This is a genomic window from Ornithinimicrobium faecis (assembly GCF_023923225.1).
GTDB classification, from domain to species: domain Bacteria; phylum Actinomycetota; class Actinomycetes; order Actinomycetales; family Dermatophilaceae; genus Ornithinicoccus; species Ornithinicoccus faecis.
This window is the reverse complement of sequence record NZ_CP099489.1, coordinates 2,370,386-2,392,564: the sequence shown is the minus strand read 5'-3', so window position 1 is coordinate 2,392,564 and position 22,179 is coordinate 2,370,386. Positions and strand designations below refer to the sequence as shown.

At 69.5% G+C, this 22,179-nt stretch carries 20 protein-coding genes; 19 read left to right on the top strand and 1 reads right to left on the bottom strand.

Annotated features, from left to right (window positions below):
- The first annotated feature begins 91 nt into the window (after window positions 1–91).
- The 19 genes from NF556_RS11115 to NF556_RS11025 all read left to right on the top strand — a co-directional run bounded on the left by NF556_RS11115 (window position 92) and on the right by NF556_RS11025 (window position 20,360).
- A complete protein-coding gene (locus NF556_RS11115) occupies window positions 92–2,146 on the top strand; it encodes an MFS transporter (RefSeq protein WP_252591006.1) in 2,055 nt (684 codons plus the stop codon).
- Window positions 2,143–2,760, top strand: coding sequence for a TetR/AcrR family transcriptional regulator (locus NF556_RS11110; RefSeq protein ID WP_252591005.1), 618 nt, complete (start codon window positions 2,143–2,145; stop codon window positions 2,758–2,760). Before NF556_RS11115 ends, NF556_RS11110 begins: the two co-directional genes overlap by 4 nt.
- Before the next feature lie 9 nt (window positions 2,761–2,769).
- Window positions 2,770–4,284 carry a depupylase/deamidase Dop gene (gene dop / locus NF556_RS11105; protein WP_269760213.1) on the top strand — a complete coding sequence of 505 codons (1,515 nt, stop codon included), beginning with the start codon at window positions 2,770–2,772 and terminating at the stop codon, window positions 4,282–4,284.
- A gap of 96 nt (window positions 4,285–4,380) precedes the next feature.
- Entirely contained in the window at window positions 4,381–4,575 is a 195-nt protein-coding gene (locus NF556_RS11100) for a ubiquitin-like protein Pup (protein WP_252591004.1), read from the top strand.
- Window positions 4,572–5,399: a proteasome subunit beta gene (prcB, locus tag NF556_RS11095; protein WP_252591003.1), complete on the top strand. Its 828-nt coding sequence runs from the start codon at window positions 4,572–4,574 to the stop codon at window positions 5,397–5,399. The genes NF556_RS11100 and prcB overlap by 4 nt, the downstream gene beginning before the upstream one ends.
- The gene (gene prcA, locus NF556_RS11090; RefSeq protein ID WP_252591002.1) at window positions 5,396–6,262 is read left to right on the top strand and encodes a proteasome subunit alpha; all 867 of its coding nucleotides are present in this window, start codon (window positions 5,396–5,398) and stop codon (window positions 6,260–6,262) included. Before prcB ends, prcA begins: the two co-directional genes overlap by 4 nt.
- Window positions 6,263–7,639 carry a Pup--protein ligase gene (pafA, locus tag NF556_RS11085; protein ID WP_252591001.1) on the top strand — a complete coding sequence of 459 codons (1,377 nt, stop codon included), beginning with the start codon at window positions 6,263–6,265 and terminating at the stop codon, window positions 7,637–7,639.
- A 123-nt stretch (window positions 7,640–7,762) separates the two neighbouring features.
- The gene (locus NF556_RS11080) at window positions 7,763–8,806 is read left to right on the top strand and encodes an FKBP-type peptidyl-prolyl cis-trans isomerase (RefSeq protein WP_252591000.1); all 1,044 of its coding nucleotides are present in this window, start codon (window positions 7,763–7,765) and stop codon (window positions 8,804–8,806) included.
- A 56-nt stretch (window positions 8,807–8,862) separates the two neighbouring features.
- A complete protein-coding gene (locus NF556_RS11075) occupies window positions 8,863–9,240 on the top strand; it encodes an FKBP-type peptidyl-prolyl cis-trans isomerase (RefSeq protein ID WP_252590999.1) in 378 nt (125 codons plus the stop codon).
- A gap of 219 nt (window positions 9,241–9,459) precedes the next feature.
- Window positions 9,460–9,960 carry a hypothetical protein gene (locus NF556_RS11070; protein WP_252590998.1) on the top strand — a complete coding sequence of 167 codons (501 nt, stop codon included), beginning with the start codon at window positions 9,460–9,462 and terminating at the stop codon, window positions 9,958–9,960.
- 68 nt (window positions 9,961–10,028) lie between these two features.
- The gene (locus tag NF556_RS11065; RefSeq protein ID WP_252590997.1) at window positions 10,029–11,183 is read left to right on the top strand and encodes a DUF3866 family protein; all 1,155 of its coding nucleotides are present in this window, start codon (window positions 10,029–10,031) and stop codon (window positions 11,181–11,183) included.
- A gap of 175 nt (window positions 11,184–11,358) precedes the next feature.
- Window positions 11,359–12,411 (top strand): helix-turn-helix transcriptional regulator, encoded by a 1,053-nt coding sequence (locus tag NF556_RS11060; RefSeq protein WP_252590996.1) that lies wholly within the window; start codon window positions 11,359–11,361, stop codon window positions 12,409–12,411.
- Window positions 12,411–13,382, top strand: a complete 972-nt coding sequence (locus tag NF556_RS11055; protein ID WP_252590995.1) for a helix-turn-helix transcriptional regulator — start codon at window positions 12,411–12,413, stop codon at window positions 13,380–13,382. Before NF556_RS11060 ends, NF556_RS11055 begins: the two co-directional genes overlap by 1 nt.
- Before the next feature lie 67 nt (window positions 13,383–13,449).
- The gene (locus tag NF556_RS11050; RefSeq protein ID WP_252595780.1) at window positions 13,450–13,857 is read left to right on the top strand and encodes a twin-arginine translocase TatA/TatE family subunit; all 408 of its coding nucleotides are present in this window, start codon (window positions 13,450–13,452) and stop codon (window positions 13,855–13,857) included.
- An 18-nt stretch (window positions 13,858–13,875) separates the two neighbouring features.
- Entirely contained in the window at window positions 13,876–14,682 is an 807-nt protein-coding gene (gene tatC, locus NF556_RS11045) for a twin-arginine translocase subunit TatC (RefSeq protein WP_252590994.1), read from the top strand.
- Between the two features lie 43 nt (window positions 14,683–14,725).
- Complete coding sequence (locus tag NF556_RS11040; protein ID WP_252590993.1) at window positions 14,726–15,607, top strand: diacylglycerol/lipid kinase family protein; 882 nt, start codon at window positions 14,726–14,728, stop codon at window positions 15,605–15,607.
- 44 nt (window positions 15,608–15,651) lie between these two features.
- Window positions 15,652–18,555 (top strand): DEAD/DEAH box helicase, encoded by a 2,904-nt coding sequence (locus tag NF556_RS11035; RefSeq protein WP_252590992.1) that lies wholly within the window; start codon window positions 15,652–15,654, stop codon window positions 18,553–18,555.
- A gap of 102 nt (window positions 18,556–18,657) precedes the next feature.
- The gene (locus NF556_RS11030; protein ID WP_252590991.1) at window positions 18,658–19,968 is read left to right on the top strand and encodes a multidrug effflux MFS transporter; all 1,311 of its coding nucleotides are present in this window, start codon (window positions 18,658–18,660) and stop codon (window positions 19,966–19,968) included.
- 188 nt (window positions 19,969–20,156) lie between these two features.
- Window positions 20,157–20,360 (top strand): cold-shock protein, encoded by a 204-nt coding sequence (locus NF556_RS11025; protein ID WP_114906419.1) that lies wholly within the window; start codon window positions 20,157–20,159, stop codon window positions 20,358–20,360.
- 412 nt (window positions 20,361–20,772) lie between these two features.
- Here the strand turns inward: NF556_RS11025 and NF556_RS11020 are convergent.
- Window positions 20,773–22,166 (bottom strand): IS3 family transposase gene (locus NF556_RS11020; protein WP_252590990.1). Its coding sequence is split into 2 segments (ribosomal slippage): window positions 20,773–21,821 and window positions 21,821–22,166, totalling 1,395 coding nucleotides; the frame shifts between segments, so codons are not numbered across the junction.
- Window positions 22,167–22,179 lie beyond the last annotated feature (13 nt).

Below are 22,179 nucleotides of genomic sequence, written 5' to 3'. Positions count from 1 at the left end.
GTCACCGCGGCACGCTAGACTCCGCTGCGGTGAACAAGTGTTCACCGCCGACTCCCTCCGCCGTCCAGGTCAGCCCTTTTGCAGGAGCAGCGTGCCCAGATCCACCCCCACCACTCCCACCACCCGCCCCGACGCCACGCCCGAGGTCGCCAAGGGGGTCGCGACGGGTCTGATCATCACGGTGCTCGGCCTGTGCGGCACCCTGGTGTCGTTGCAGCAGACGCTCGTGCTCCCCCTGCTGCCGGACTTCCCGGAGATCCTCGACACCACCACGGACAACGCGTCCTGGCTGATCACCATCACGCTGCTCACCGGGGCGGTCGGCACGCCCATCGTTTCGCGCCTGGCTGACATGTTTGGCAAGCGCCTGATGCTGCTGGTCTGTCTCGGATCGGTCATCGTCGGGTCCGCGCTGGGGGCCGTGAGCGAGACCCTCGTGCCGGTGATCATCGCGCGCGGTCTGACCGGCATCGGCACGGCACTGGTGCCGGTGGGCATCAGCATCATGCGAGACCACCTGCCGAGCGAGAAGGTCGGCTCCGGCGTCGCCCTGATGAGCGCGACGCTGGGCATCGGTGGCGCCGTCGGGATGCCGGTGGCCGGGGTGATCTATCAGAACTTCGACTGGCAGATGCTCTTCCTGGTCTCTGGTGGGTTTGCGGTGCTGATGTTTGTCCTCGTGCTGGTGGTCGTCCCCGAGTCGACCGTGCGGACCCGGGGTCGCTTCGACTACGTCGGTGCCCTCCTGTTGTCGGCCGCGCTGACCAGTTTCCTGCTCGCCGTGTCCAAGGCTGGCTCCTGGGGATGGTTCGACCGGCTCACCATCTCCCTGGTCATTCTCGCCGCCCTGATCCTGGCGGCCTGGGTGCCGTGGGAGCTGCGCCAGGGCCAGCCCCTGGTGGACATCCGCACCTCGATGCGGCGCACGGTGCTGCTGACCAACGCCGCCTCGATCCTGATCGGGCTGGCGATGTTCGCCAACTTCCTCACCAGCGCCCAGCAGGTGCAGATGCCCCCGGAGACCGGCTACGGCTTCGGCCTGTCGGTCATCGAGACGGGTCTGGTCCTGCTGCCCCAGGGCATCCTGATGGTGGCGATGTCGCCCGTGGCGGCCTGGTTGATCCGCATCTACGGCCCGCGAGCCATGCTCATGGCGGGCGCGATCACCATCGCGGTGGGCTTCGTGCTGCGCGCCTTCCTGCACAGCTCGGTGCTGGAGGTGATGATCGCCGCCGGCATCAGCTCGCTGGGCACCGCCCTGGCCTTTGCCGCGATGCCGACCCTGATCATGCGCTCGGTGCCGATCACCGAGACGGCGTCGGCCAACGGTCTGAACACGTTGCTGCGTGCGCTCGGCACCTCGAGCGCCAGCGCACTGGTCGCGGCCCTGTTCGCCGCGATGGCCATGGACGACATGCCCACGGTGCCCCGCTTCGAGGCCTACCAACTGATCTTCTGGATCGGTGCGGCTGCCGCACTGCTCGGGGCCCTGATTGCCGCCTTCATCGTCCGACCCCAGCGGGTGGCCGCCGAGGCAGAGGTGCCGGGGCAGGTCCACGCCGCCGAGCGGCATGAGCTCAAACAGCCGGAGGCCGAGAACGAGGTGGTCGTCGGCGGCGTCATCACCGATGAGTCCGACCGGCCCATCCGACAGGCGGTCGTCACAGTGCTGCAACCAGACGGTCGCCATGTCGACTGGGGCCGCACCGACAACATGGGCCGTTACACCCTGGCGCTGCCGCAGTCCGGTCGTTATCTGGTCGTGGTCAGTGCCGATGGCTGGGGACCGATGTCTGGTCTCGAGGACCTCGGGGACGCCGACCTCGACCAGATCCGGATGAATCGCCGGCTGTTGCTCACCGGCCACATCACCGACGACGGCGAGCCGCTCGGCGACGTCATGCTCTCGCTCATCCGGCACTCCGGGGAGTATGTCGCGACCAAGCACGCTGATGCCGACGGTGGCTACGAGATCGGCCTGCCCCCACCGGGCCGTTACGTCCTCACGGTCGTGGACCACGCCACAGGCCGCACCCGCTCCCGCGCAGTCCAGATCGGGTCCACCTCGAGCACCCTCGACCTCGACATCGTCACCGGGATCCCGCGCACCCGCCCGCGGCCCACAGAGACGACGCCTGTCCGGTGACCGCGAGCGGCGGTGACTCCGGCCGCGACACCCGCGCCGAGGTCCTGCAGGCAGCGCGCCGCCTGTTCGGCGAGCGTGGCTATGCCGCCGTCACGATCCGGGAGATCGCGGCCGCAGCAGGCGTCTCACCCGCCATGGTGATGAAGGTGGGCGGCAGCAAGCAGCAGCTGCACTCCCTGGCCACTCCGCTCGAGCCGGAGCCGCTGTCCGGCGACGTGCCGCTCGAGGGCATTGGTGAGCTGCTGGTGCGCCGCGTGCTGACCCGTCGCGCGCAGGCGGGCGCCGAGCCGTGGCTGCGGGCCCTCTACCTGCTGGCCGACGCCCCGGACCCGGTGGCCGCCCGCCAGGAGTTCCGGGAGCGCTTCCTGAGCCGGTTCGTCGCGTCCGCCGACGCTCCGGGCGCCGATCCGGAGGTCCGCGCCCACATCCACCGGCAGAGCGATCACCTCGCCTGCCTGATGTTGGGGCTGGCGGCCGGCACCCGGACCATGGATCTGCTCGACCCGGCCACCACCGACAACGAGGCGGCCATCCACGAATACGGTCACCTCGTGCAGCAGGTGGTGGACCGGATGGGCGACCACCCCGCGGGGGCGGTGGCCCGCGAGACCTAGGCTCACCTCATGAGTGTGCACCGGGTCATGGGGACCGAGACGGAGTATGGCGTCACGCGCCCGGGGGACCCGCGGGCCAACCCGGTGCACCTGTCCGGCCTGGTCGTGCGCGCCTACGCCTCGGGGGCAGGACCCACCCGTGCGCTGCCCACGGGGTCCGGCTGGGACTACGCCGACGAGACGCCCCTGCGGGACGCTCGTGGCTATGAGATGGCCCGTGCCCTGGCCGACCTGAGCCAGCTCACCGACGTCGACGACCCCGCGACGGCCAACTCCGTGCTGTCCAACGGCGCGCGCCTCTACGTCGATCACGCCCACCCGGAATACTCCTCACCGGAGGTGCTCACGCCGCGGGAGGCCGTGATCTGGGACCGGGCCGGCGATGAGGTCGTGCTGGCGGCGCTGGCGACCCTGGCCGGTCAGGGAGACCACCTGCGCCTCTACAAGAACAACGTCGACGGCAAGGGCGCGTCCTATGGCACCCACGAGAACTATCTGGTGCCGCGCGAGGTCCCGTTCCTGACGATCGCGGCAGGTCTGGTGCCCTTCTTCGTGGCCCGCCAGGTGCTGGTCGGTGCCGGCCGGGTCGGGCTGGGTCAGTTCTCCGAGGTGCCCGGGTTTCAGATCAGTCAGCGGGCCGACTACATCGAGGCAGAGATCGGGCTGGAGACCACGCTCAAGCGCCCGATCGTCAACACCCGCGACGAGCCCCACGCGACCGGCGAGAAGTATCGCCGGCTGCACGTCATCGTCGGTGACGCGACGCTCTGCGACGTGGGCACCCTGCTGCGGCTCGGGACCACCAGCCTGGTGCTGGGACTGATCGAGGCCGGGAAGGCACCGCGGCTCGAGCTGGCCGACCCGGTCGCCGCGATTCGGGCCATCTCGCACGACCCGACGCTGCGGCAGACGGTCGAGCTGGTTGACGGACGCGCACTGACAGCCCTGGAGATCCTCGCCGTCTATCGCGAGGCCGTTCAGGACCACCTGGGCTCGGCAGTCGACGCCGACACCCGGGAGGTGCTGGAGCACTGGGACTCGGTGGCCGCCGACCTGGCGGTGGACCCGACCCGGTGCGTGGGCAGGGTGGACTGGGTCACGAAACAGGCTGTGCTGGAGGGCTATCGGCGTCGCGACGGGCTGGAGTGGGGCGATCCACGCCTGGCCGCCATCGACATCCAGTGGTCCGACCTGGACCCTGCCCGCGGTCTGGCGGCGCGGATGCGAGCCTCCGGCCGGGTGGTCGGCCTGGCCACCCCCGAGGAGGTCGCAGCCGCAGTCGTGGAGCCTCCGGAGCGGACGCGCGCCTGGTTCCGCGGGCAGTGCGTCAGCCGGTTTGCCGGAGCCGTGCGGGCCGCGTCCTGGGACTCGGTGGTCTTCGAGCCGGCGCAGGGGACCAAGGGGCTGCGCCGGGTCCAGATGCCCGAGCCGTTGAAGGGCTCGCGCGAGGACATCGGCGCGCTGCTCGACTCGGTGGCGGGCGTGGACGACCTGCTGAGCGCCCTTGTCACCGACGAGGACTAGGGTCGTGTCATAGGCAGCACCCGACCGACGCATCACAGGCAGCACCCGACCGTCGCACTCGGCGGTCAGCAGCACTCGACCAGCGCAGGAGGCACCATGGCCGGCCAGGAGCAGAAGCGCCCGCAGCGGCGCGACGACGAGGACACACCCGCGCCCGAGGCGCCGGTGGCGCAGCAGCAGGACGCCGCGCGCGGCGCAGAGGTTGATGACCTGCTCGATGAGATCGACGGTGTGCTGGAGACCAACGCCGAGGAGTTCGTGCACGGTTTCGTGCAGAAGGGCGGCCAGTGAGCACCGAGCACGCCCGCGGCCTGCCACCAGAATTCCTGGCGCCGCGCAGCAGTTCCTTCACCGAGTTCCTGTCCCTGCGCGCGCCCGAGCTGTTGCCCGGGGGCGGACTGCGTGGTGGGGGAGAGGGGACCGTGGAGGCTCCCCACGGCACGACGATCGTCGCGCTGACCTTCGCCGGTGGCGTGCTGCTGGCCGGTGACCGCCGCGCCACGATGGGCTCGTTCATCGCCAACCGCGACATGGAGAAGGTCTTCGCGGCCGATGACTACTCTGCGGTGGGCATCGCCGGCACGGCCGGCACCGCCATCGAGATGGTCAAAGTCTTCCAGGTCGAGCTGGAGCACTACGAAAAGATCGAGGGCACCCTGCTCTCCCTGGAGGGCAAGGCCAACCGGCTCGCGGCGATGATCCGCGGCAACCTGGCCAACGCCATGCGCGGCCTGTCGGTGGTGCCGCTCTTCGCGGGGTTTGACCTGGGCCAGGGCATCGGGCGGATCTACTCCTACGACGTGTCCGGCGGGTGCTATGAGGAGCAGCGACACCACAGCGTGGGCTCCGGGTCGCTGTTCGCCCGCGGCGCGCTCAAGAAGCTCTGGCACGAGGACATGGCCGAGGAGGTCGCCCTGGCCGTTGCCATCGAGGCGCTCTATGACGCCGCCGACGACGACTCGGCCACCGGCGGGCCCGACCTGGGGCGCTCCATCTGGCCGACCTGCGCGGTTGTCACCGGGACCGGGGTCCGCCTGGTCGAGGACAGTCAGTTGGAAGAGCTCGCGCGCGCCGTCGTCTCCGCGCGCCGCGGCAACCCCGGAGGTGCCCGATGACGATGCCGATGTATGTCTCGCCCGAGCAACTCATGAAGGACCGGGCCGACTTCGCGCGCAAGGGAATTGCCCGCGGCCGGTCGGTCATCGTGGCCAGTTATGCCACGGGCATCGCCTTCGTCGCGGAGAACCCCTCCCGCACGTTGCACAAGGTCTCCGAGCTCTATGACCGGATCGGTTTCGCTGGCGCGGGCAAATACAACGAGTTCGAGAACCTGCGGGTCGCCGGCATCCGCTATGCCGACCTGCGGGGTTACTCCTACGACCGCAGGGACGTGACCGCCCGGGGGCTGGCCAACGCCTACACCCAGACCCTCGGCACCATCTTCACCCAGGAGTCCAAGCCCTATGAGGTGGAGATCGCCGTCGCGCAGGTCGGCGCCGTGCAGGACGACGACCAGATCTATCGGCTCACCTATGACGGGTCGGTCACCGAGGAGCGCGGGTTCGTGGCGATGGGCGGCACCAGTGAGCCGATCGTCACCGCCCTGCGCGAGCAGTGGGCCCCCGACCTTCCCCTGGCACAGGTGCTGCGCCTGGCCTGCAGCCTGTTGGAGGGGCCCGAGGGGGAGGGACACCGCGACCTGTCCGCTGGCGAGCTCGAGGTGGCTGTCCTCGACCGGCGCCGCCCGCGACGGACGTTCCGCCGCCTCGGCGGGCCCTTGCTGGACGCCCTGCTCGATGCCGAGAGCAGCACTCACGACGTGCCCACTCAGGACGAGTCCCGATCGGGGCTGCATGACACGCTCACCCAGCCCGGGACCAACGGCAACGGCTCCGCAGAGCCGGCTGACGGCATACCCGGTCGTGGGCAGACACCGGGCCACGACAGCTCCAACCCCCAGACCCAGCGCGAGGACTAAATGGAACGCCGGATCTTCGGGATCGAGACCGAGTTCGGGGTGACCTGTGCGTTCCCGGGGGAGCGTCGCCTCGCCCCGGACGAGGTCGCCCGCTATCTGTTCCGCAAGGTCGTCAGCTGGGGCAGGTCCAGCAATGTCTTCCTGCGCAACGGATCCCGGCTCTATCTCGACGTGGGCTCCCACCCGGAATATGCCACCGCAGAGTGCGACAGCCTGCTGGACCTGATCGCCCACGACAAGGCCGGCGAGGCGGTGCTGCATGATCTGGCGCTGGACGCGGAGCACCGGATGGCTGAGGAGGGCATCGAGGCGCGGGTCTATGTCCTCAAGAACAATGTCGACTCGCGCGGCAACTCCTACGGCTGCCACGAGAACTATCTGATCGGGCGGCGTGGCGAGCTGAGTCGGGTGACCGACATCCTGATCCCGTTCCTGATCACCCGGCAGGTGATCAGCGGGGCCGGTCGGCTCAACGTGTCCGGAGGCCAGGCGACCTATCAGATCAGTCAACGTGCTGACCACATCTGGGACGGCCTGAGCTCGGCGACGACTCGCTCGCGTCCGATCATCAACACCCGGGACGAGCCGCACGCCGACGCCGAGCGGTTCCGCCGCCTGCACGTGATCGTCGGTGACTCCACGATGAGTCAGACCACGACGCTGCTCAAGGTGGGCGCGACCGATCTGGTGCTCAAGGCCATTGAGGCTGGCGTCACCTTCCCCGACTTCACGCTGGTCAGTCCCATCAGCGCGATCCGGGAGGTCAGCCGCGACCTGACCGGACGGCACACGATCGCCCTGGCCAACGGTCAGCGGCTGACGGCGGCGCAGATGCAGGCCGAATATCTCGTGCGCGCCCGCCAGCACGCCGAGAGCGCCGGGTTGGCCCAGCGTGAGCCCTATCGGCGGGTGCTCGAGTTGTGGGAGCGGACCCTGAAGGCCTTTGAGGCACAGGACCTGGCGCTCGTGGAGACCGAGATCGACTGGGTGCTCAAGTGGCGCACCCTGCAGCGCTATGCCGACCGGTCCGGTCTGTCGATGGCCGACCCCCGGTTGCAGCAGCTTGACCTGGCCTGGCACGACATCCACCCCGACCGCGGATTGTTCAACATCGTGTCCCGGCGTGGGGGAGCGGCCGAGGTGGTGACACCGGAGGCGATCGCCGAGGCCGGCAGCACCCCGCCGCAGACCACGAGGGCCAAGCTGCGTGGCGATTTCGTGCGCGCTGCCCAGGAGCATCACCGTGACTTCAGCGTTGACTGGGTGCACCTGAAGCTCAACGACTCCTCGCAACGCACGGTGCTGTGCAAGGACCCGTTCGTCAGCGAGGACTCTCGGATCGATGACTTGATTGCCTCCATGGAGCGCGGGCACTGACGACCGGGGCTGCCCGCCCGCCAGGTTGTCGAGGTGATCGCACGGGGTGGTCTCAGCAGACACCCAGCATCAGCGGGTTACCCTAGAGCGTTCCCTATGACCTCTCCCAGACAAGGATGGCGCGTGCGCTCTCCCAGTTTCCGGCTGCTCGGCCTTGCCGTGGCCCCACTGATTTTCCTGTCCGCCTGCGGTTCCGACGACGGCGGTGAGGGCACCGACGACGCGAGCCAGAGCACGGGCGCCGATGACGCCGCAGCCACCTCGATCGCCCCCAACGGCACCGCCGAGGACGTCACGCTGACCGAGGCCGACGTCGAGGGGACCACTGTCCCGGCGCTCGAGCTGGGCAAGACCCCGCTGTCGGTGGGTGAGACCTCCGTGCAGGAGCTCGAGCCGGGCGAGGGCGAGGGGGCCACTGCCGAGCAGGACGTCGAGCTGAAGTACCTCGCCGTCAACGGCACCACCGGTGAGGAGATCCTCTCCACGTTCACGACCGACGAGACCGTGTCGATGTCGTTGGCCAACCCCAACCTGCTGCCCGGGTTCCTCAACACGCTGGAGGGCACCAAGCCCGGCCAGACGATGATCATCGCGATGTCCCCCGAGGACGGGTTTGGTGCACAGGGCAACCCGCAGCTCGGCATCGGTCCGGCCGACACCGTCGTCTTCTATGTCGAGGTCGTGGGCGCCACCACCCCGCTGACCCAGGCAGAGGGCGAGGAGGTCGAGCCCAAGGAGGGGCTGCCGACCGTCGAGGCGGACGGCACCAGCCCCGCCACGATCACCATCCCCGAGGGCGAGGAGCCACCGACCGAGCTCGTTGTCCAGCCGCTCATCAAGGGCGAGGGCGCCGAGATCCAGTCCGGCCAGAGCGTGCGGATGCAATACACCGGCGTCCAGTGGTCCGACGGTTCACAGTTCGACACGTCCTTGCAGGAGGGCCGCGAGGCCTTCGAGACGGTCATCGGCGCCGGTCAGGTCATCCCCGGCTGGGACGAGGGCCTGGTCGGGCAGACCGTCGGCTCCCGCGTCCTGCTGGTGATCCCGCCGGAGATGGCCTATGGCGAGCTCCAGGAGGAGGACCCGGCCGCCACGGCGGCCCCGCAGCAGCACGAGTTGGCCGGCGAGACCCTGGTCTTTGTCGTCGACATCCTGGCCGCCAACTGACCCAGCCTGTCCACGGCACAGCAATCCAGCAGATTCCACACGAGAGGAAACCGCGCATGAGCGAGAAGACCAAGCCCGAGGTCGAGTTCCCCGGCGACACCCCGCCGGCCGACCTGGTCATCGAGGACATCGAGGTCGGTGACGGCGCCGAGGCGACGTCCGGCTCCGTCGTGTCCGCCCACTACGTCGGCGTGGCCTGGTCCACCGGCGAGGAGTTTGACGCCTCCTGGAACCGCGGCGCCCCGCTGGACTTCCAGGTCGGGGTCGGCCAGGTCATCCAGGGCTGGGACCAGGGTCTGCTGGGCATGAAGGTCGGCGGCCGCCGCAAGATCACCATCCCCCCGCACCTGGGCTACGGCGACCGTGGCGCCGGCGGTGCCATCAAGGGCGGCGAGACCCTGATCTTCGTCGTCGACCTCGAGGGCGTGCGCTGACGCGACACGCTGTGTGAGTTTCCCGGGACCCCGGGCTGGTGCACCGCACCGGCCCGGGGTCTCTACTTGTTGTGTCATCCACCACCTCCGACCAGCGCATGGCGTGGCGAGAATCTGGCCCACCGAGCGCATGGCGTGGCGAGAATCAGGGCCACCGAGCGCGCGCGAGCACGGCCTGGAGGCTGGCCAGCAGACGCGGTGATCGGTAAGGTCCGCCCCATGGGACGCAGAGTTGCGATCGTGGGGGCCGCGCTGGCGGTGCTGGGTGTGGCGTTGGAGACGTGGTCTCTGCGCTATCTGATGGGATCACAGGCGGTGGACCAATTCGCCTGGACCATGCGCAACGCGGTGGCCTTCGGCCCGACCCTTGGGGCCGTCTGCACGATGGCGGGGACCGTGATGCTCGGGTTGGCCCTGCTCATCCGCCTGACCGACCGTTCACCGGTCCAGGGCCGCCACCGTGGCCTGCTGTGGTCAGGGATCGGGCTCGTGCTCCTGACCACCCTCCTCGAGGTCGCCATCCTCGCGGGACCTGTCGTGACAGCAGCAGTCACTCCTGGCGCACAGGAGAGCCTCGGGCTGGTTCTCCAGGCCGTCGCCCTCGCGCGGCTCGTGGGCGCAGCCCTGCTGGGGCTCTGGCTGACCGGGTTGATCACCAGCCCTCGCCCACCGGCACCAGCACAGCGCGAACCAGCCTTGGCCCCCAGCCGCCCGTTCTGAGGACCGATCGCGCACTGCCGGTGCCCCGCCTGACGACTCGGATCTCGCCCGGCCATTAGGGTCGTGGCGTGATCCGGTGGCGTGAGGGTGAGGTCGTGGGCGAGCGCGCCCGGTGGGGTGACGCCGTCGAGGTCGAGGTGCGGCTGCTCCCCGTGGGCGACTCGACAACCACGCCTGACCTGACCCTTGAACGCCCGGTGGTGCGAGCCCTCGCCTACGCGTCCGTGACCGGAGATCCTGCTGTGGGAGACCGGGTCCTGCTCAACACCAACGCCCTGGACAACGAGCTCGGCACCGGGGGAGTGGCGATGGTCGTGGCCCTGCCCGACCGGCTGCCTCCCGACGACCTGACCGCTGCCGCGGACCCGGAGGGCGCTGGTCACCTGGTCAAGGCCCGCTACACGCCCCTGCAGACGATGGTCTTCGGTGCCGACGAGCAGGACAGTCCCCATCACGGCCTCCTGGCGGACGCCGACGACCTGGGCGGCCTGCCGGTCGTCGCCGCAGACCTGCACTCGAGTCTGCCCGCGGTGCTGGCCGGCGTTCGGGCCGGGGCCCCTGGCGCTCGGGTCGCCTATCTGATGACGGACGGTGGCGCCCTGCCGGCCGCCTTCTCCCGCACGGCTGCCTCGCTGCGGGAGAGCGGCTGGCTCGAGGCGGTGATCAGCTGCGGACAGGCCTATGGCGGAGACCTTGAGGCGGTCAACACCTTCTCCGGGCTGCTCGCGGCCAGGCACGTCGCAGGGGCCGACGTCGTGGTCGTCACCCAGGGGCCGGGCAACCTGGGCACCGGCACCCGCTGGGGATTCTCCGGCGTGTCGGCGGGGGAGGCCCTGAACGCGTGCGCCGTGCTGGGTGGCCGCGGAATCGCCTGCCTGCGCATTTCCGGAGCCGACCCGCGAGAGCGTCACCGGGGGATCTCGCACCACAGCATGACCGCCTATGGCCGCGTCCTGACGCGGCAGGCAGACGTGCCAGTCCCGCGTCTGCACGGACACCCGGGCATCCCCACGGACCTGGCCGATCTGGTCACGCGTCAAGGCGACGAGCTCCTGCGCGCGGCCCACCTAGTGCCCTACGACGTCGATCTCACCGGTCTGCAGGAGGCGCTGGCCCAGGCGCCGGTGCGACTGTCCACCATGGGTCGGGGCCTCACCGAGGATCCGGCCGCCTTCCTGGCCGCCGCGGCGGCCGGGCGCCACGCCGCCTCCCTGGTCCCGTGAACGTCCTGCTCCCGTGAACGTCCCTGTACCCATGAACGTCCGGTGAAATCTCTGCTCAACTCAACCGTCGGATCAGTGACGCCAGCGTGCTGAGCCGGCTTACGGCATACGGCCCCGTGACGCCGCGTCGAGTGGCGCACCAGATCGGGGCGCGGTGTCAGGTAGCGTCGGGCGCATGGCCCGCCCCAGTCCTGCCTCGGTGAAGACCGAGCGGTTGCTCAATCTGGTGATCGCGCTGCTCTACACCCGCCAACCGATGAGCAAGAGTCGCATCCGCACGGCCGTGCCGCAGTATGCCGAGAGCTCCAATGACGCCTTCGACCGGATGTTTGAGCGGGACAAGGACGAGCTGCGCGACCTGGGCATCCCGTTGCGCACCGAGGTCATCGACCCGCTGTTTGACGACGAGACCGGCTATCGGATCGATCGTCGTGAGTATGCGCTGCCGGAGATCTCCTTCGAGCCCGACGAGCTCGCGGTCGTCGGCGTGGCCTCGCGTGCCTGGTCGCAGGCCAGTCTCGCCGGTCCCGCGGCCCAGGCCCTGCGCAAGCTCGAGGCCTCCGGACTGGCCCGGGACAGCAGCTCGGTGGCCGGGGTGGAGCCGTTGCTGCACACCAAGGAGCCGGCCTTCGACTCCGCGCGCGACGCCGTGCTGGCCCGAAGGCAAGTCACCTTCCGCTATCGCCGCGGGCCCGCCGGGCAGGTCACCGAGCGACACCTGCAGCCGTGGGCGCTCACGTCCTGGCACGGCCGCTGGTATCTCACCGGTCACGACCTGGACCGGGAGGCTCCCCGGGTGTTCCGCCTGGACCGTGTCGAGGGGACGGTGCGTGCCACCGGCAAACCGGGCACCTACGAGGTCCCTGCCGATCATGATGCCCGGGCGATGATCACGAACTCCACCGGAGATGAGGAGCGTGACACGAGCGTGCGGGTCGCGCTGCGCCCCGGAACCGGCCACCAGGTCCGCCGCCGCGGTCAGCTGCTCGAGGAGCGCGGCCCCCACGACTGGGACATCGTCGAGGTGCAGGTCGGCTCGCTGTGGCCGGTCATCGAGGAGGTCGCCAGCCTCGGACCCGACGCGATTGCGTTGGCACCGGAGGAACTGGTCACCGGGGTTCGCCAGACGCTGGAGTCCGTGGTGGCTCGCCACGACCTGGGAGACCCTGACAACAATGCGGCGAGCACCGACGAGATCCCTGCAACAGTTGGGGGTGAAGAGCACTGATGGCCATGCACGAGACCGCCACCGAGCGCCTGTCGCGGCTGCTGACGATGGTGCCGTGGCTGATGAACCGCCAGGGCGTGGACATTGCCGAGGCCGCCCAGGAGCTCGGCGTCAGCCAGGACCAGTTTGTCGAGGACCTTGAACTGCTGTTCATGTGTGGCACGCCCGGGCACTATCCCGATGACCTCATCGACGCCAGCTGGGAGGGTGGCCGCGTCCACGTCGGCAATGCCGATGAGATCGCCCGCCCGCTCCGGCTCGGCCGCGACGAGGCCCTCGCCCTCATCGTGGCCCTGCGCGCGCTGGGGGCCACGCCCGGCGTCGGGGCCCAGGACGCGATCGAGCGAGCCCTGGCCAAGCTGGAGAAGGCCGCCGGAGACTCCGGGAGTGCCGCGGCCCAGGTCAGTGTGAGCCTGGAGGTCGGCGAGGTCGAGCAGCAGCGCCTGGAGCAGATCCGGGAGGCACTGGCTGGCCCACGCCGCGTCCACCTGCGCCACTACAACCCGGCCCGTGACGAGACCACCGAGCGCGACGTCGACCCGATGCGCGTGCTGTCCCTGGAGGGCCGCTGGTATCTCGAGGGCTGGTGCCACCGCGCTCAGGACGTCCGACTGTTCCGGTTGGATCGCATCGAGGAGTTGTCCATCCTCGATCAGGACGGCACCCCGCCTGCGGGAGCCCAACCCCAGGAGCGGGGCGACAGCGCCTTCCGGGCACGCCCCGGTGACCTGCGCGTTGAGCTTGAGCTGGCACCGTCTGCCGCCTGGGTCTCCGAGAACTTCCCGATGGAGTCGGTCGAGCGTCGCGAGGACGGGTCGCTGCGGGTCTCGCTGCTGGCCACGGACCCCGCCTGGGTGCGCCGTTTGGTGTGGCGCCTGGGCGGCGCCGCGACCGTCCTGGCACCGGCTGAACTGGCCACGGACGTGCGAGCCGGAGCCGAGCAAGCGCTCCAGTCCTACGGCGTACACTGAACATCACCATGGGGTCGCACAGCAGTGCGGTCACCCCTTCGCGCACGAGAGGATCCTTGCCGTGAGAATGCCGTCCGGGTGGCAACTCCTGGTCATCGTCGTCCTCCTCCTGCTGCTGTTCGGCTGGAAGAGCCTGCCCAACATGGCCCGCAGCCTCGGTCAGTCGATGCGGATCTTCAAGTCCGAGGTCGACCAGATGAAGGAGCCGAGTGCGGCCAGCCAGGACACCGTCAAGGGTGAGCCTGCCGACCGTGACCGCTCTGACCGTGACCGCACCGACCGGGACCGGGCTGGCAGCAGCCTCGGCGACCGGGCCCGCGACACCGCCGAGGGCGTGAAGGACAAGGGCACCAGTGTGCGCGACGAGTTCCGCGACGGGCTGCACGGTGACGACCACGGGGCCGGCCATGGGGCCGATCACGTCGGCGACGCGGCGCGCGCGGACGAGACGCACCGCGACGAACCCCGCGCCTGATCCGCCACCGCTCACTCCGTGGCACGTCGTGACCCTGAGGGGCGGATGCCCCTGGCCCAGCACCTCCGTGAACTGCGCAACCGGCTGTTCCTCGCGATCCTCGGGGTCATCGCGGGTGCCGTCGTGGGCTGGATCTTCTATGACGAGCTGATCGACCTGCTGATCGAGCCGCTGCGCAACGTGCGCGACTCCGCGGGCCGCGAGATCGTCAACATCAACTTCGGCGCGAGCATCACCCAGCCGTTCTCGGTGCAGCTGAAGGTCTCGATCTTTGTCGGCATCGTCCTGTCCAGCCCCCTGTGGATCTGGCAGGTCTGGGCCTTCCTGATGCCCGGCCTGAAGAAGAAGGAGCGGCGCATCGCGCTGGCCTACTTCTTTGCCGGTGTCCCGCTGTTCCTGGCCGGTGCTGCCCTGGCGGCCTGGGCGATCCCGCGCACCGTCGCGATCCTGTTGTCGTTCACACCGGATGATGCGGCGAACCTGCAGGACGCGATGACCTATCTCAACTTCGTCCTCTATTTCATCCTCGCCTTCGGCCTGGCCTTCCTGATGCCCGTCGCCCTGGTCGCGCTCAACCAGCTGCGCATCCTGTCGGTCCGGATGATGATCAAGGGGTGGCGCGTCGCGCTGATGATCATCCTGGTCTTCGCCGCCTTCGCCACGCCCGACCCGAGCGCGTGGACGATGATCGCCCTGGCCATCCCGGTCTACATCCTCTATTGGGGCGCCATCGGCGTCTCTGCCCTCCTCGAGCGAGGGCGCCGCAAGCGAGACCCGACGGAGCGGTGGAAGGATCTGTCGCCAGACGAGGCCAGCCCGTTGTGAGTCGCGTCCCGGCTGGGACGGTGGCCTGGGGCACAATCACCCCATGACTCGGTATGCCGTGCTGCACGGGCCCCGCTCAGGTCGCCGGGGTGCTGGTGCAGTGGGTGCCGAGGTGGTCCAGCAGTTGCGCGCCGCCGGACAGCAGGTCACCGAGCTGGAGACCGCGACGCGCGAGGGTGCCCAGGACGTGTGCCGCCGAGCGGTCGAGGAGGGGGTGGATACCCTGGTCGCGGTCGGCGGGGACGGCGTTGTCCAGATCGCCGCCAACGCTCTGGTCGGCTCCGAGACGGCCCTGGGCATCGTGCCCGCCGGCACCGGCAACGACAACGCACGCTCGGTGCACATCCCGCTCAAGACTGCCTCGGCCGTGCAGACCCTGCTCACCGGTGTGCGCCGCCCGATCGACCTGATCCACGTCGCCCCCATGGAACAGCACGTCGTCGGCTCGGTGCCCTGTGGGCTCGACGCCCTGATCGCCTCCCGAGCGGCGACGCTGCCGCGCTGGCTGGGAGCCCAGAGCTACACCGTGGCCACCCTCCCGGAGATCATCAAGCTGCGCCCGATGGACTATCGCCTCGAGCTCGATGACCGCGTCGTGGAGACGAAAGCACTGGTGGTGGCGGTCTGCAACATGCCGATCTATGGCGGCGGCATGCGGATCGCACCCGATGCCGATCCCCAGGACGGACTGCTGGACGTCATCATCATCGAGCCGGTCGGTGCCGCCTCGGCCGTGCGCCTGCTGCGCGGGGTCTTCTCCGGCAAACACAGCAACCACCCGGCCGTCCGGTTCGAGCGCGCCCGCCGGGTCAGCGTCAGCGGCCCGGCGCTGGTCGCGCACGGCGACGGCGACCCCCTCGGCCCGCTCCCGGTGACCTGCACGGTCGCCCCCGGGGCCATCGACCTGGTGGTCCCGACGCGCTGACCGGCACCACGGCATACGGGGTGTCGGGCGCGTAGCCTGGTGCCATGTCCTCTCCCGCCGAGCGGTTTGCCGCTGCCCGCAAGCGGAACAAGGCCGAGAGCGGGGCGATCGGCCGGTTCACCGCAGGTTTCGACTTCCCGCTCGATGACTTCCAACTCGAGGCGATCGGTGCCGTCGATGCGGGCCAGGGGGTCCTGGTCGCGGCACCCACCGGCGCGGGCAAGACCATCGTGGGGGAGTTTGCCGTTGCGCTGGCCCTGGAGACCGGCCGCAAGGCGTTCTACACCACCCCGATCAAGGCGCTGAGCAACCAGAAGTATCACGATCTGGTCGCCCGCCACGGCGCGGACAATGTCGGGCTGCTCACCGGCGACAGCTCGGTCAACGGCGAGGCGCCGGTGGTCGTGATGACCACCGAGGTGCTGCGCAACATGATGTATGCCTCCTCCCGCACCCTGGAGGGCCTGGGTTTCGTGGTGATGGACGAGGTGCACTACCTCGCCGACCGGTTCCGCGGCGCGGTCTGGGAGGAGGTCATCATCCACCTGCCCGAGTCGGTGCAGGTCATCTCCCTGTCGGCGACGGTCAGCAACGCCGAGGAGTTCGGCGAGTGGCTGCGCACCGTGCGCGGCAACACCGAGGTGATCGTCTCCGAGATCCGCCCGGTGCCACTGTGGCAGCACCTGATGGTCGGCAAGGACCTGCTCGACCTGTTCGTGCACGCCGGCGACGGCCTCGTCGCCGACCCCACCACGCAGGGGCAGCAGGCCCGCATCAACCCCGAGCTGCTGGACCGGATCGGCACCTATGAGCGTGACTCCCGGTGGCGCCGGGACGACGCGGGCGGCCCCCGGGGACGGCGCGGTCGACCGCACGGGCGCGACGACCGGGGTCGCTCGAGGAACCGGCAGTATGCCGACAGTGGCCGTGATCGGGACCGTGCCCCGGGTGCGGGGCCGGGGAGCCTGCCGGGCGGGACCGCGAGCCGGGCCGAGGTGATCGACCGACTGGACCGCGAGGGGCTGCTGCCGGCGATCACGTTCATCTTCAGCCGCGCCGGGTGCGAGGGCGCGGTCACCCAGTTGTTGGCGAAGGGCACCCGGCTGGTGCCACCGGAGGAGGCCGCCCGGATCCGGCGGCTGGTGGAGGAGCGCGTCGCCGCCGTCGACGAGCGGGACCTGCCGGTGCTCGGCTATCACGACTTCGTCGAGGGCCTGAGCCGCGGCTTTGCCGCCCACCACGCCGGGATGCTGCCGCTGTTCCGCGAGATCGTGGAGGAGCTGTTCACCGCCGGCCGCATCAAGGCGGTCTTTGCCACCGAGACCCTCGCCCTGGGCATCAACATGCCGGCCCGCACCGTGGTGCTGGAGAAGCTGGTGAAGTTCAACGGCGAGGAGCACGCGCCGGTCACCCCGGCCGAGTACACCCAGCTCACCGGGCGCGCCGGGCGACGCGGCATCGATGTCGAGGGCCACGCGGTGGTGCTGCACCGGCGCGGCCTGGACCCGGTTGACGTCGCCGGCCTGGCCTCGACCCGCACCTATCCGCTGCGCTCCTCGTTCCGCCCGACCTACAACATGGCCGTCAACCTGGTCGCACAGTTCGGCCGCTCGGTGGCGCACGAGCTGTTGCAGTCCTCCTTCGCCCAGTTCCAGGCCGACCGGGGCGTTGTCGGTCTGGCCAGCCAGGTCCGGCGCAACGAGGAGGCGCTGGCCGGCTATGCCGAGTCGATGCACTGCGACTACGGCGACTTCCGTGAGTATGCCAAGCTGCGCCGCCAGCTCAGCGATGCCGAGAAGGACGAGGCCCGCCGCCGCAGCGCCTCGCGCAAGGCCGAGATCGCCGTCAGCCTGGAGGAACTGACCCCCGGCGACGTGGTGAGCCTGCCCGAGGGCCGGCGCAAGGGCATGGCCGTCGTCCTCACCGTCCCGACCAAGACCGGTCGCTCCCCGGAGCCGGGCGTGCTGACGTCCGACGGGCAGCTGCGCCGACTGAGCCCGACCGACCTGCGCGAGCCGGTCGAGGCGGTGGCCCGCCTGAAGATCCCACGCGGCTTCAACCCGCGCAATGTGCGCTCCCGCAAGGACCTCGCCGCGACGCTGCGCGCCCAGGTGCCCTTCGAGCCGCCGCCCTCCCGGCGTCCCGCTCGGGACAACGGCGCCGACGCCCGGCCGACCCACGACCGGGGTGAGCGGCAGGGGAGTGGCGCGTCTCGGCATACGGATCCTGATGAGTTGCGCCGGCAGCTGCGTGCGCACCCGTGCCACCAGTGCCCCGAGCGGGAGAACCACGCCCGCTGGGCCGAGCGTTGGTGGCAGCTGCGGCGCGAGACCGACGACGTGCAACGGCGGGTCAGCGGGCGCACGAACACGGTGGCCAAGACGTTCGAGCGGATCTGCACGATGCTCGGCGAGCTGGGCTATCTGACCGAGGACGGCCATGAGGTGACCGCCTCGGGGGAGAGCCTGCGGCGGATCTACACCGAGAAGGACCTGGTGGCCGCCCAGTCGATCACCCAGGGCACCTGGAAGCGCCTGGACGCCCCCTCGCTGGCGGCCGCGGTCTCCACACTGATCCACGAGCCGCGCGGCAGCGAGGAGCCTCTGCACCCGCGGTGGCCGAACCTGGAGGTCGAGGAGGCCTTCCACGAGATGGTCGCGATCTGGGCTGAGCTGACCGACCGGGAGGCCCGGCACACGCTGCCCCTGACCGGCGAGCTCGATGCCGGGATCACGTGGATGGTGCATCGGTGGGCCTCGGGCCGCTCGCTGGAGGAGGTGCTGCGCGATGGCGAGTTGTCGGCGGGTGACTTCGTGCGCCGCGCCAAGCAGGTGATCGACCTGCTGGGTCAGATCGCCCAGGCAGGGGACGAGACGGTGGCCGGGACCGCGCGCCGGGCCTCCGAGGCGATGCTGCGCGGCGTGGTGGCCGCGGACCGCCTCGACTAAAAATATAGAGGTCTCGCACGCCTTGCCCGTCTTTTGATAGACGTCTCGCACACGCCCGCCGAGCCCGAGGAATAGGACGGCGTTCGTGCGCCTTGCCTTCTCGTGCCACTGACCCACGAACCATCGCGCCTGACGCGCCTGCTGATGTTCGGCGCCCTCGTGGCGATCGGACCGCTGACCATCGACATCTATCTGGCGGCGTTCCCCACGATCGTCACGGACCTGCAGACCACGGACGCCGCGGTCCAGCTGACCCTGACGGCCACCCTGATCGGCCTGGCGATCGGCCAGCTGCTGATCGGCGCTGTCGCAGACGTCATCGGTCGGCGCCGGCCCCTGCTGTTTGCCCTCAGCGCCTATGTGCTCGTGTCGGTCGTCATCGCGCTGTCCTCCTCGCTGGAGGCACTGCTCGTCCTGCGCTTCGTGCAGGGCCTGACCGCTGCCTCGGGCATGGTGCTGGCCAACGCGATGGTCCGGGACCTGTATGACGGTGCGCAGATGGCCACCTTCATCTCCCGGCTGTTCCTGATCGTCGGGGTCGCCCCGATCCTGGCGCCAACGCTGGGAGCGCAGTTCCTGCACTTCGGCACGTGGCGCACGATCTTCTGGGGGCTGGCCGTCTTCGGCCTGATCCTGGTCTCGGTCGCCCTGTTCCTGGCGCCGGAGACGCTGCCCCGGGAGCGCCGGCGCCGCGGCGGGGTGCTGCCGGCGCTGCAGTCCTACGGCGTCCTGCTGAGCAACCGCCGCTTCGTGGGGCTGATGCTGACCGCTGGGGCCGCCATGGGCGCGCTGTTCGCCTACATCAGCTCAGCGACCTTCATCTTCCAGGACCTCTACGGCATGTCGACGCAGGAGTATGCCCTGGTCTTCGCCGCCGGGGCCGGGTCGCTCACCATCGCCAGCCAGGCCAACGGCTTCCTCGTGCAGCGGGTCCACCCCGTGCGCATTCTGCGGGTCGTGCTGCCGACCGCCGTCCTCATCTCTGGCCTGCTGCTGGTGGCCGCGCTGCTGGACCTCGGTGTGGTCGCGATCATCGCCGGCGTGGTGCTCGTCCTGGGCGCCACCGGCTTCGTGATGCCCAATGCCCCCGTGATCGCCCTGCACGACCATGCCGAGCGCGCCGGGTCAGCCGCCGCCCTGCTGGGCGCTGGCAACTTCATCTTCGGTGCCCTGATCGCCCCCATCACCGGAGCCTTCGACACCAACTCCGCGGTGCCGATGGCCGCGGTGATGGTCGGCTGCGGAACACTGGCCGTGCTGGTGTTCTGGACGCTGGCCCGGCCCAGCGACATCCTGGCGAGTATGCCGTGGGAAGGGTCTGATCGACCCGGTGACCGTCCGGCGCAGGGGGACGTGGGAGCGTCGCCGACGCGGCAGGAGACTGAGGTCGTGACGGTCACCCCGCCTGCCTGACAGAAACTCTGGCCGGTCGCACGTGTGCTGTGCGCGTTCACGTGCTAGCGTCAGGGCTGATTGCCGTACCCGTGTCCAACGAGGTTTCGCGCCCGGGTGGACTCGGCGCGGTGCCTCAAGGACATGCGGCAGTCCGGAGTCACCGCACACGTGGGGCCCCGACAACGACCAAGAATGAGGCATTACCAGTGGCTACAGGCACCGTGAAGTGGTTCAACTCCGAGAAGGGCTTCGGTTTCATCGAGCAGGACGGCGGCGGCGCTGACGTCTTCGTTCACTACTCCGCCATTGAGAGCTCGGGCTACCGTGAGCTCCAGGAGGCCCAGAAGGTGGAGTTCGATGTGACCCAGGGCCCCAAGGGTCCGCAGGCTGAGAAGGTTCGCCCCCTCTGAGCTAAGCAACACAGCTTGATCACGAAGCCCCGCGCACTGAGCGCGGGGCTTCGTGCGTGTGTCGCGGGCTCCTCCTCCTGAGACCCGCGGCATGGCCCTGTCTCGACACGGGTGGATGAGTTGCCAGGTGACTCACCCACCCGTTCCTGCCTCCCCGCCTCCCGCCCCGCCTGCCTCCCTGCGTTGCCTCCCTCCGCCGCCGCACTCGGGCATTCAAACCGGCGACGTCGCGGGCCTCTGGACAAAGCAGCAGGTCAGCGCCCTGGCGGTTTGCGTGAAGGCTCACGTCGCCTGTTCGTATGCACGAGAGCTGAGTTGGCTCGTCCCAGTGGGTGCGACCAGAACTGGTGGTGGGTGCGACCAGAACTGGGCGCGAGGCGGAATTTGTCAAGGTGGGTGAGACCAGAGGGAGTTAAGCCGCTGGCGTTTCGGTGGGCTCCGGTTCTTCGGGTTTGTTGATCCAGGCTGCTTCGGGCAGGGCGAGGGTCTTCGGCGGTGTGGTGGTGGTGAAGCGTTCGGGGTTGAGCGCTCGGGCCTGGGCCAGGACCTTGGCCCGGTCCTCGGCCTTGGCGGCGGCGAGGCCGTAGTGCACCTCGGCCGGGGTATGCAGCCCGATGCCGGTGTGGTGATGCTCGTGGTTGTACCAAGTCACGAAGTCGTCCATGAACGCTCTGGCGTCGGCCAGCGACCCGAACCGTTCGGGGAAGGCCGGGGCGTACTTCAACGTCTTGAACCAGGCCTCGGAGTAGGGATTGTCGTTAGAGACCTTCGGCCTGGAGTGCGAGCGGGTGACTTGCAGGTCGGCCAGCAGGGCCGCGACGGTCTTGGACGTCATCGAGGTGCCCCGGTCGGCGTGGACGACCTGCGGGATGCCGTGGACGCCGAAGACTTCCTTCATCATCTCTTCGGCCAACGGCGCGGACTCGTAGTGGTGGACGTGGACGCCGACGATGTACCGCGAGTAGATGTCGATCATCACGTAGGCGTCGTAGTACCTCCCCTTGATCGGCCCAGCCAGCTTCGTGATGTCCCACGTATAAACCTGCCCAGGGCCGGTGGCTACCAGTTCGGGACGGACCCGGGCCGGGTGACGGGCCTGGCGCCGGCGCTCCTTGACCTGCGCGTTCTCGGCAAGCACCCGGTACATCGTGGAGACCGAGCACAGGTACGTCCCGCGGTCCAGCAGGGTGGCGTAGACCTGCAGCGGGGCACAGTCGACGAACTCCTCGCAGTTCAGCACGGCCAGCACGTGGGCACGCTCAGCACAGGTCAGGGCGTTGACCGGCACCAGTGCCTCACGCACGAGCGGGGTCGGGTTGTGTCGGCGCCGTGCTGCGGTGGCCCGGCTGATCCCGGTCAGGGCCGCTGCTTCCCGAGTCGTGATCTTTGCCTTGACGAGCTCGTCGTAGGTGCTCATCAGCGCTTCTTGCGCGTGGTCTCGGTGGTCGAGCTCTTGGAGATCTGCTCCAAGAGCTCGTGTGCTTTTCCCATCAGGTCCAACGCGGTCTCGGTCTGGGCCAGGCGCCGCTCGGTCACCTCCAACTGCTGGCGCAGTCGGACGATCTCGGCCTGATCCTTCGAGGGACGACCGACCTTCTGTCCAGGCTCTTTGCCCTCGAGCACGCCCGCGTCACGCAGCCGGCGCCACTCCGTGATCAGCGAGGAGTACAGGCCCTCACGGCGCAGGTACGCACCGCCCTGCTTCTCCTGACAGGCCGCCTCGTAAGCAGCCACATGATCCAGCTTCTGCGCCGGGGTAAACGTCCGCCGCGACGGCCCGCCCGCCCGAGGGCCGGAACTACTCATCGCCCCATCATCG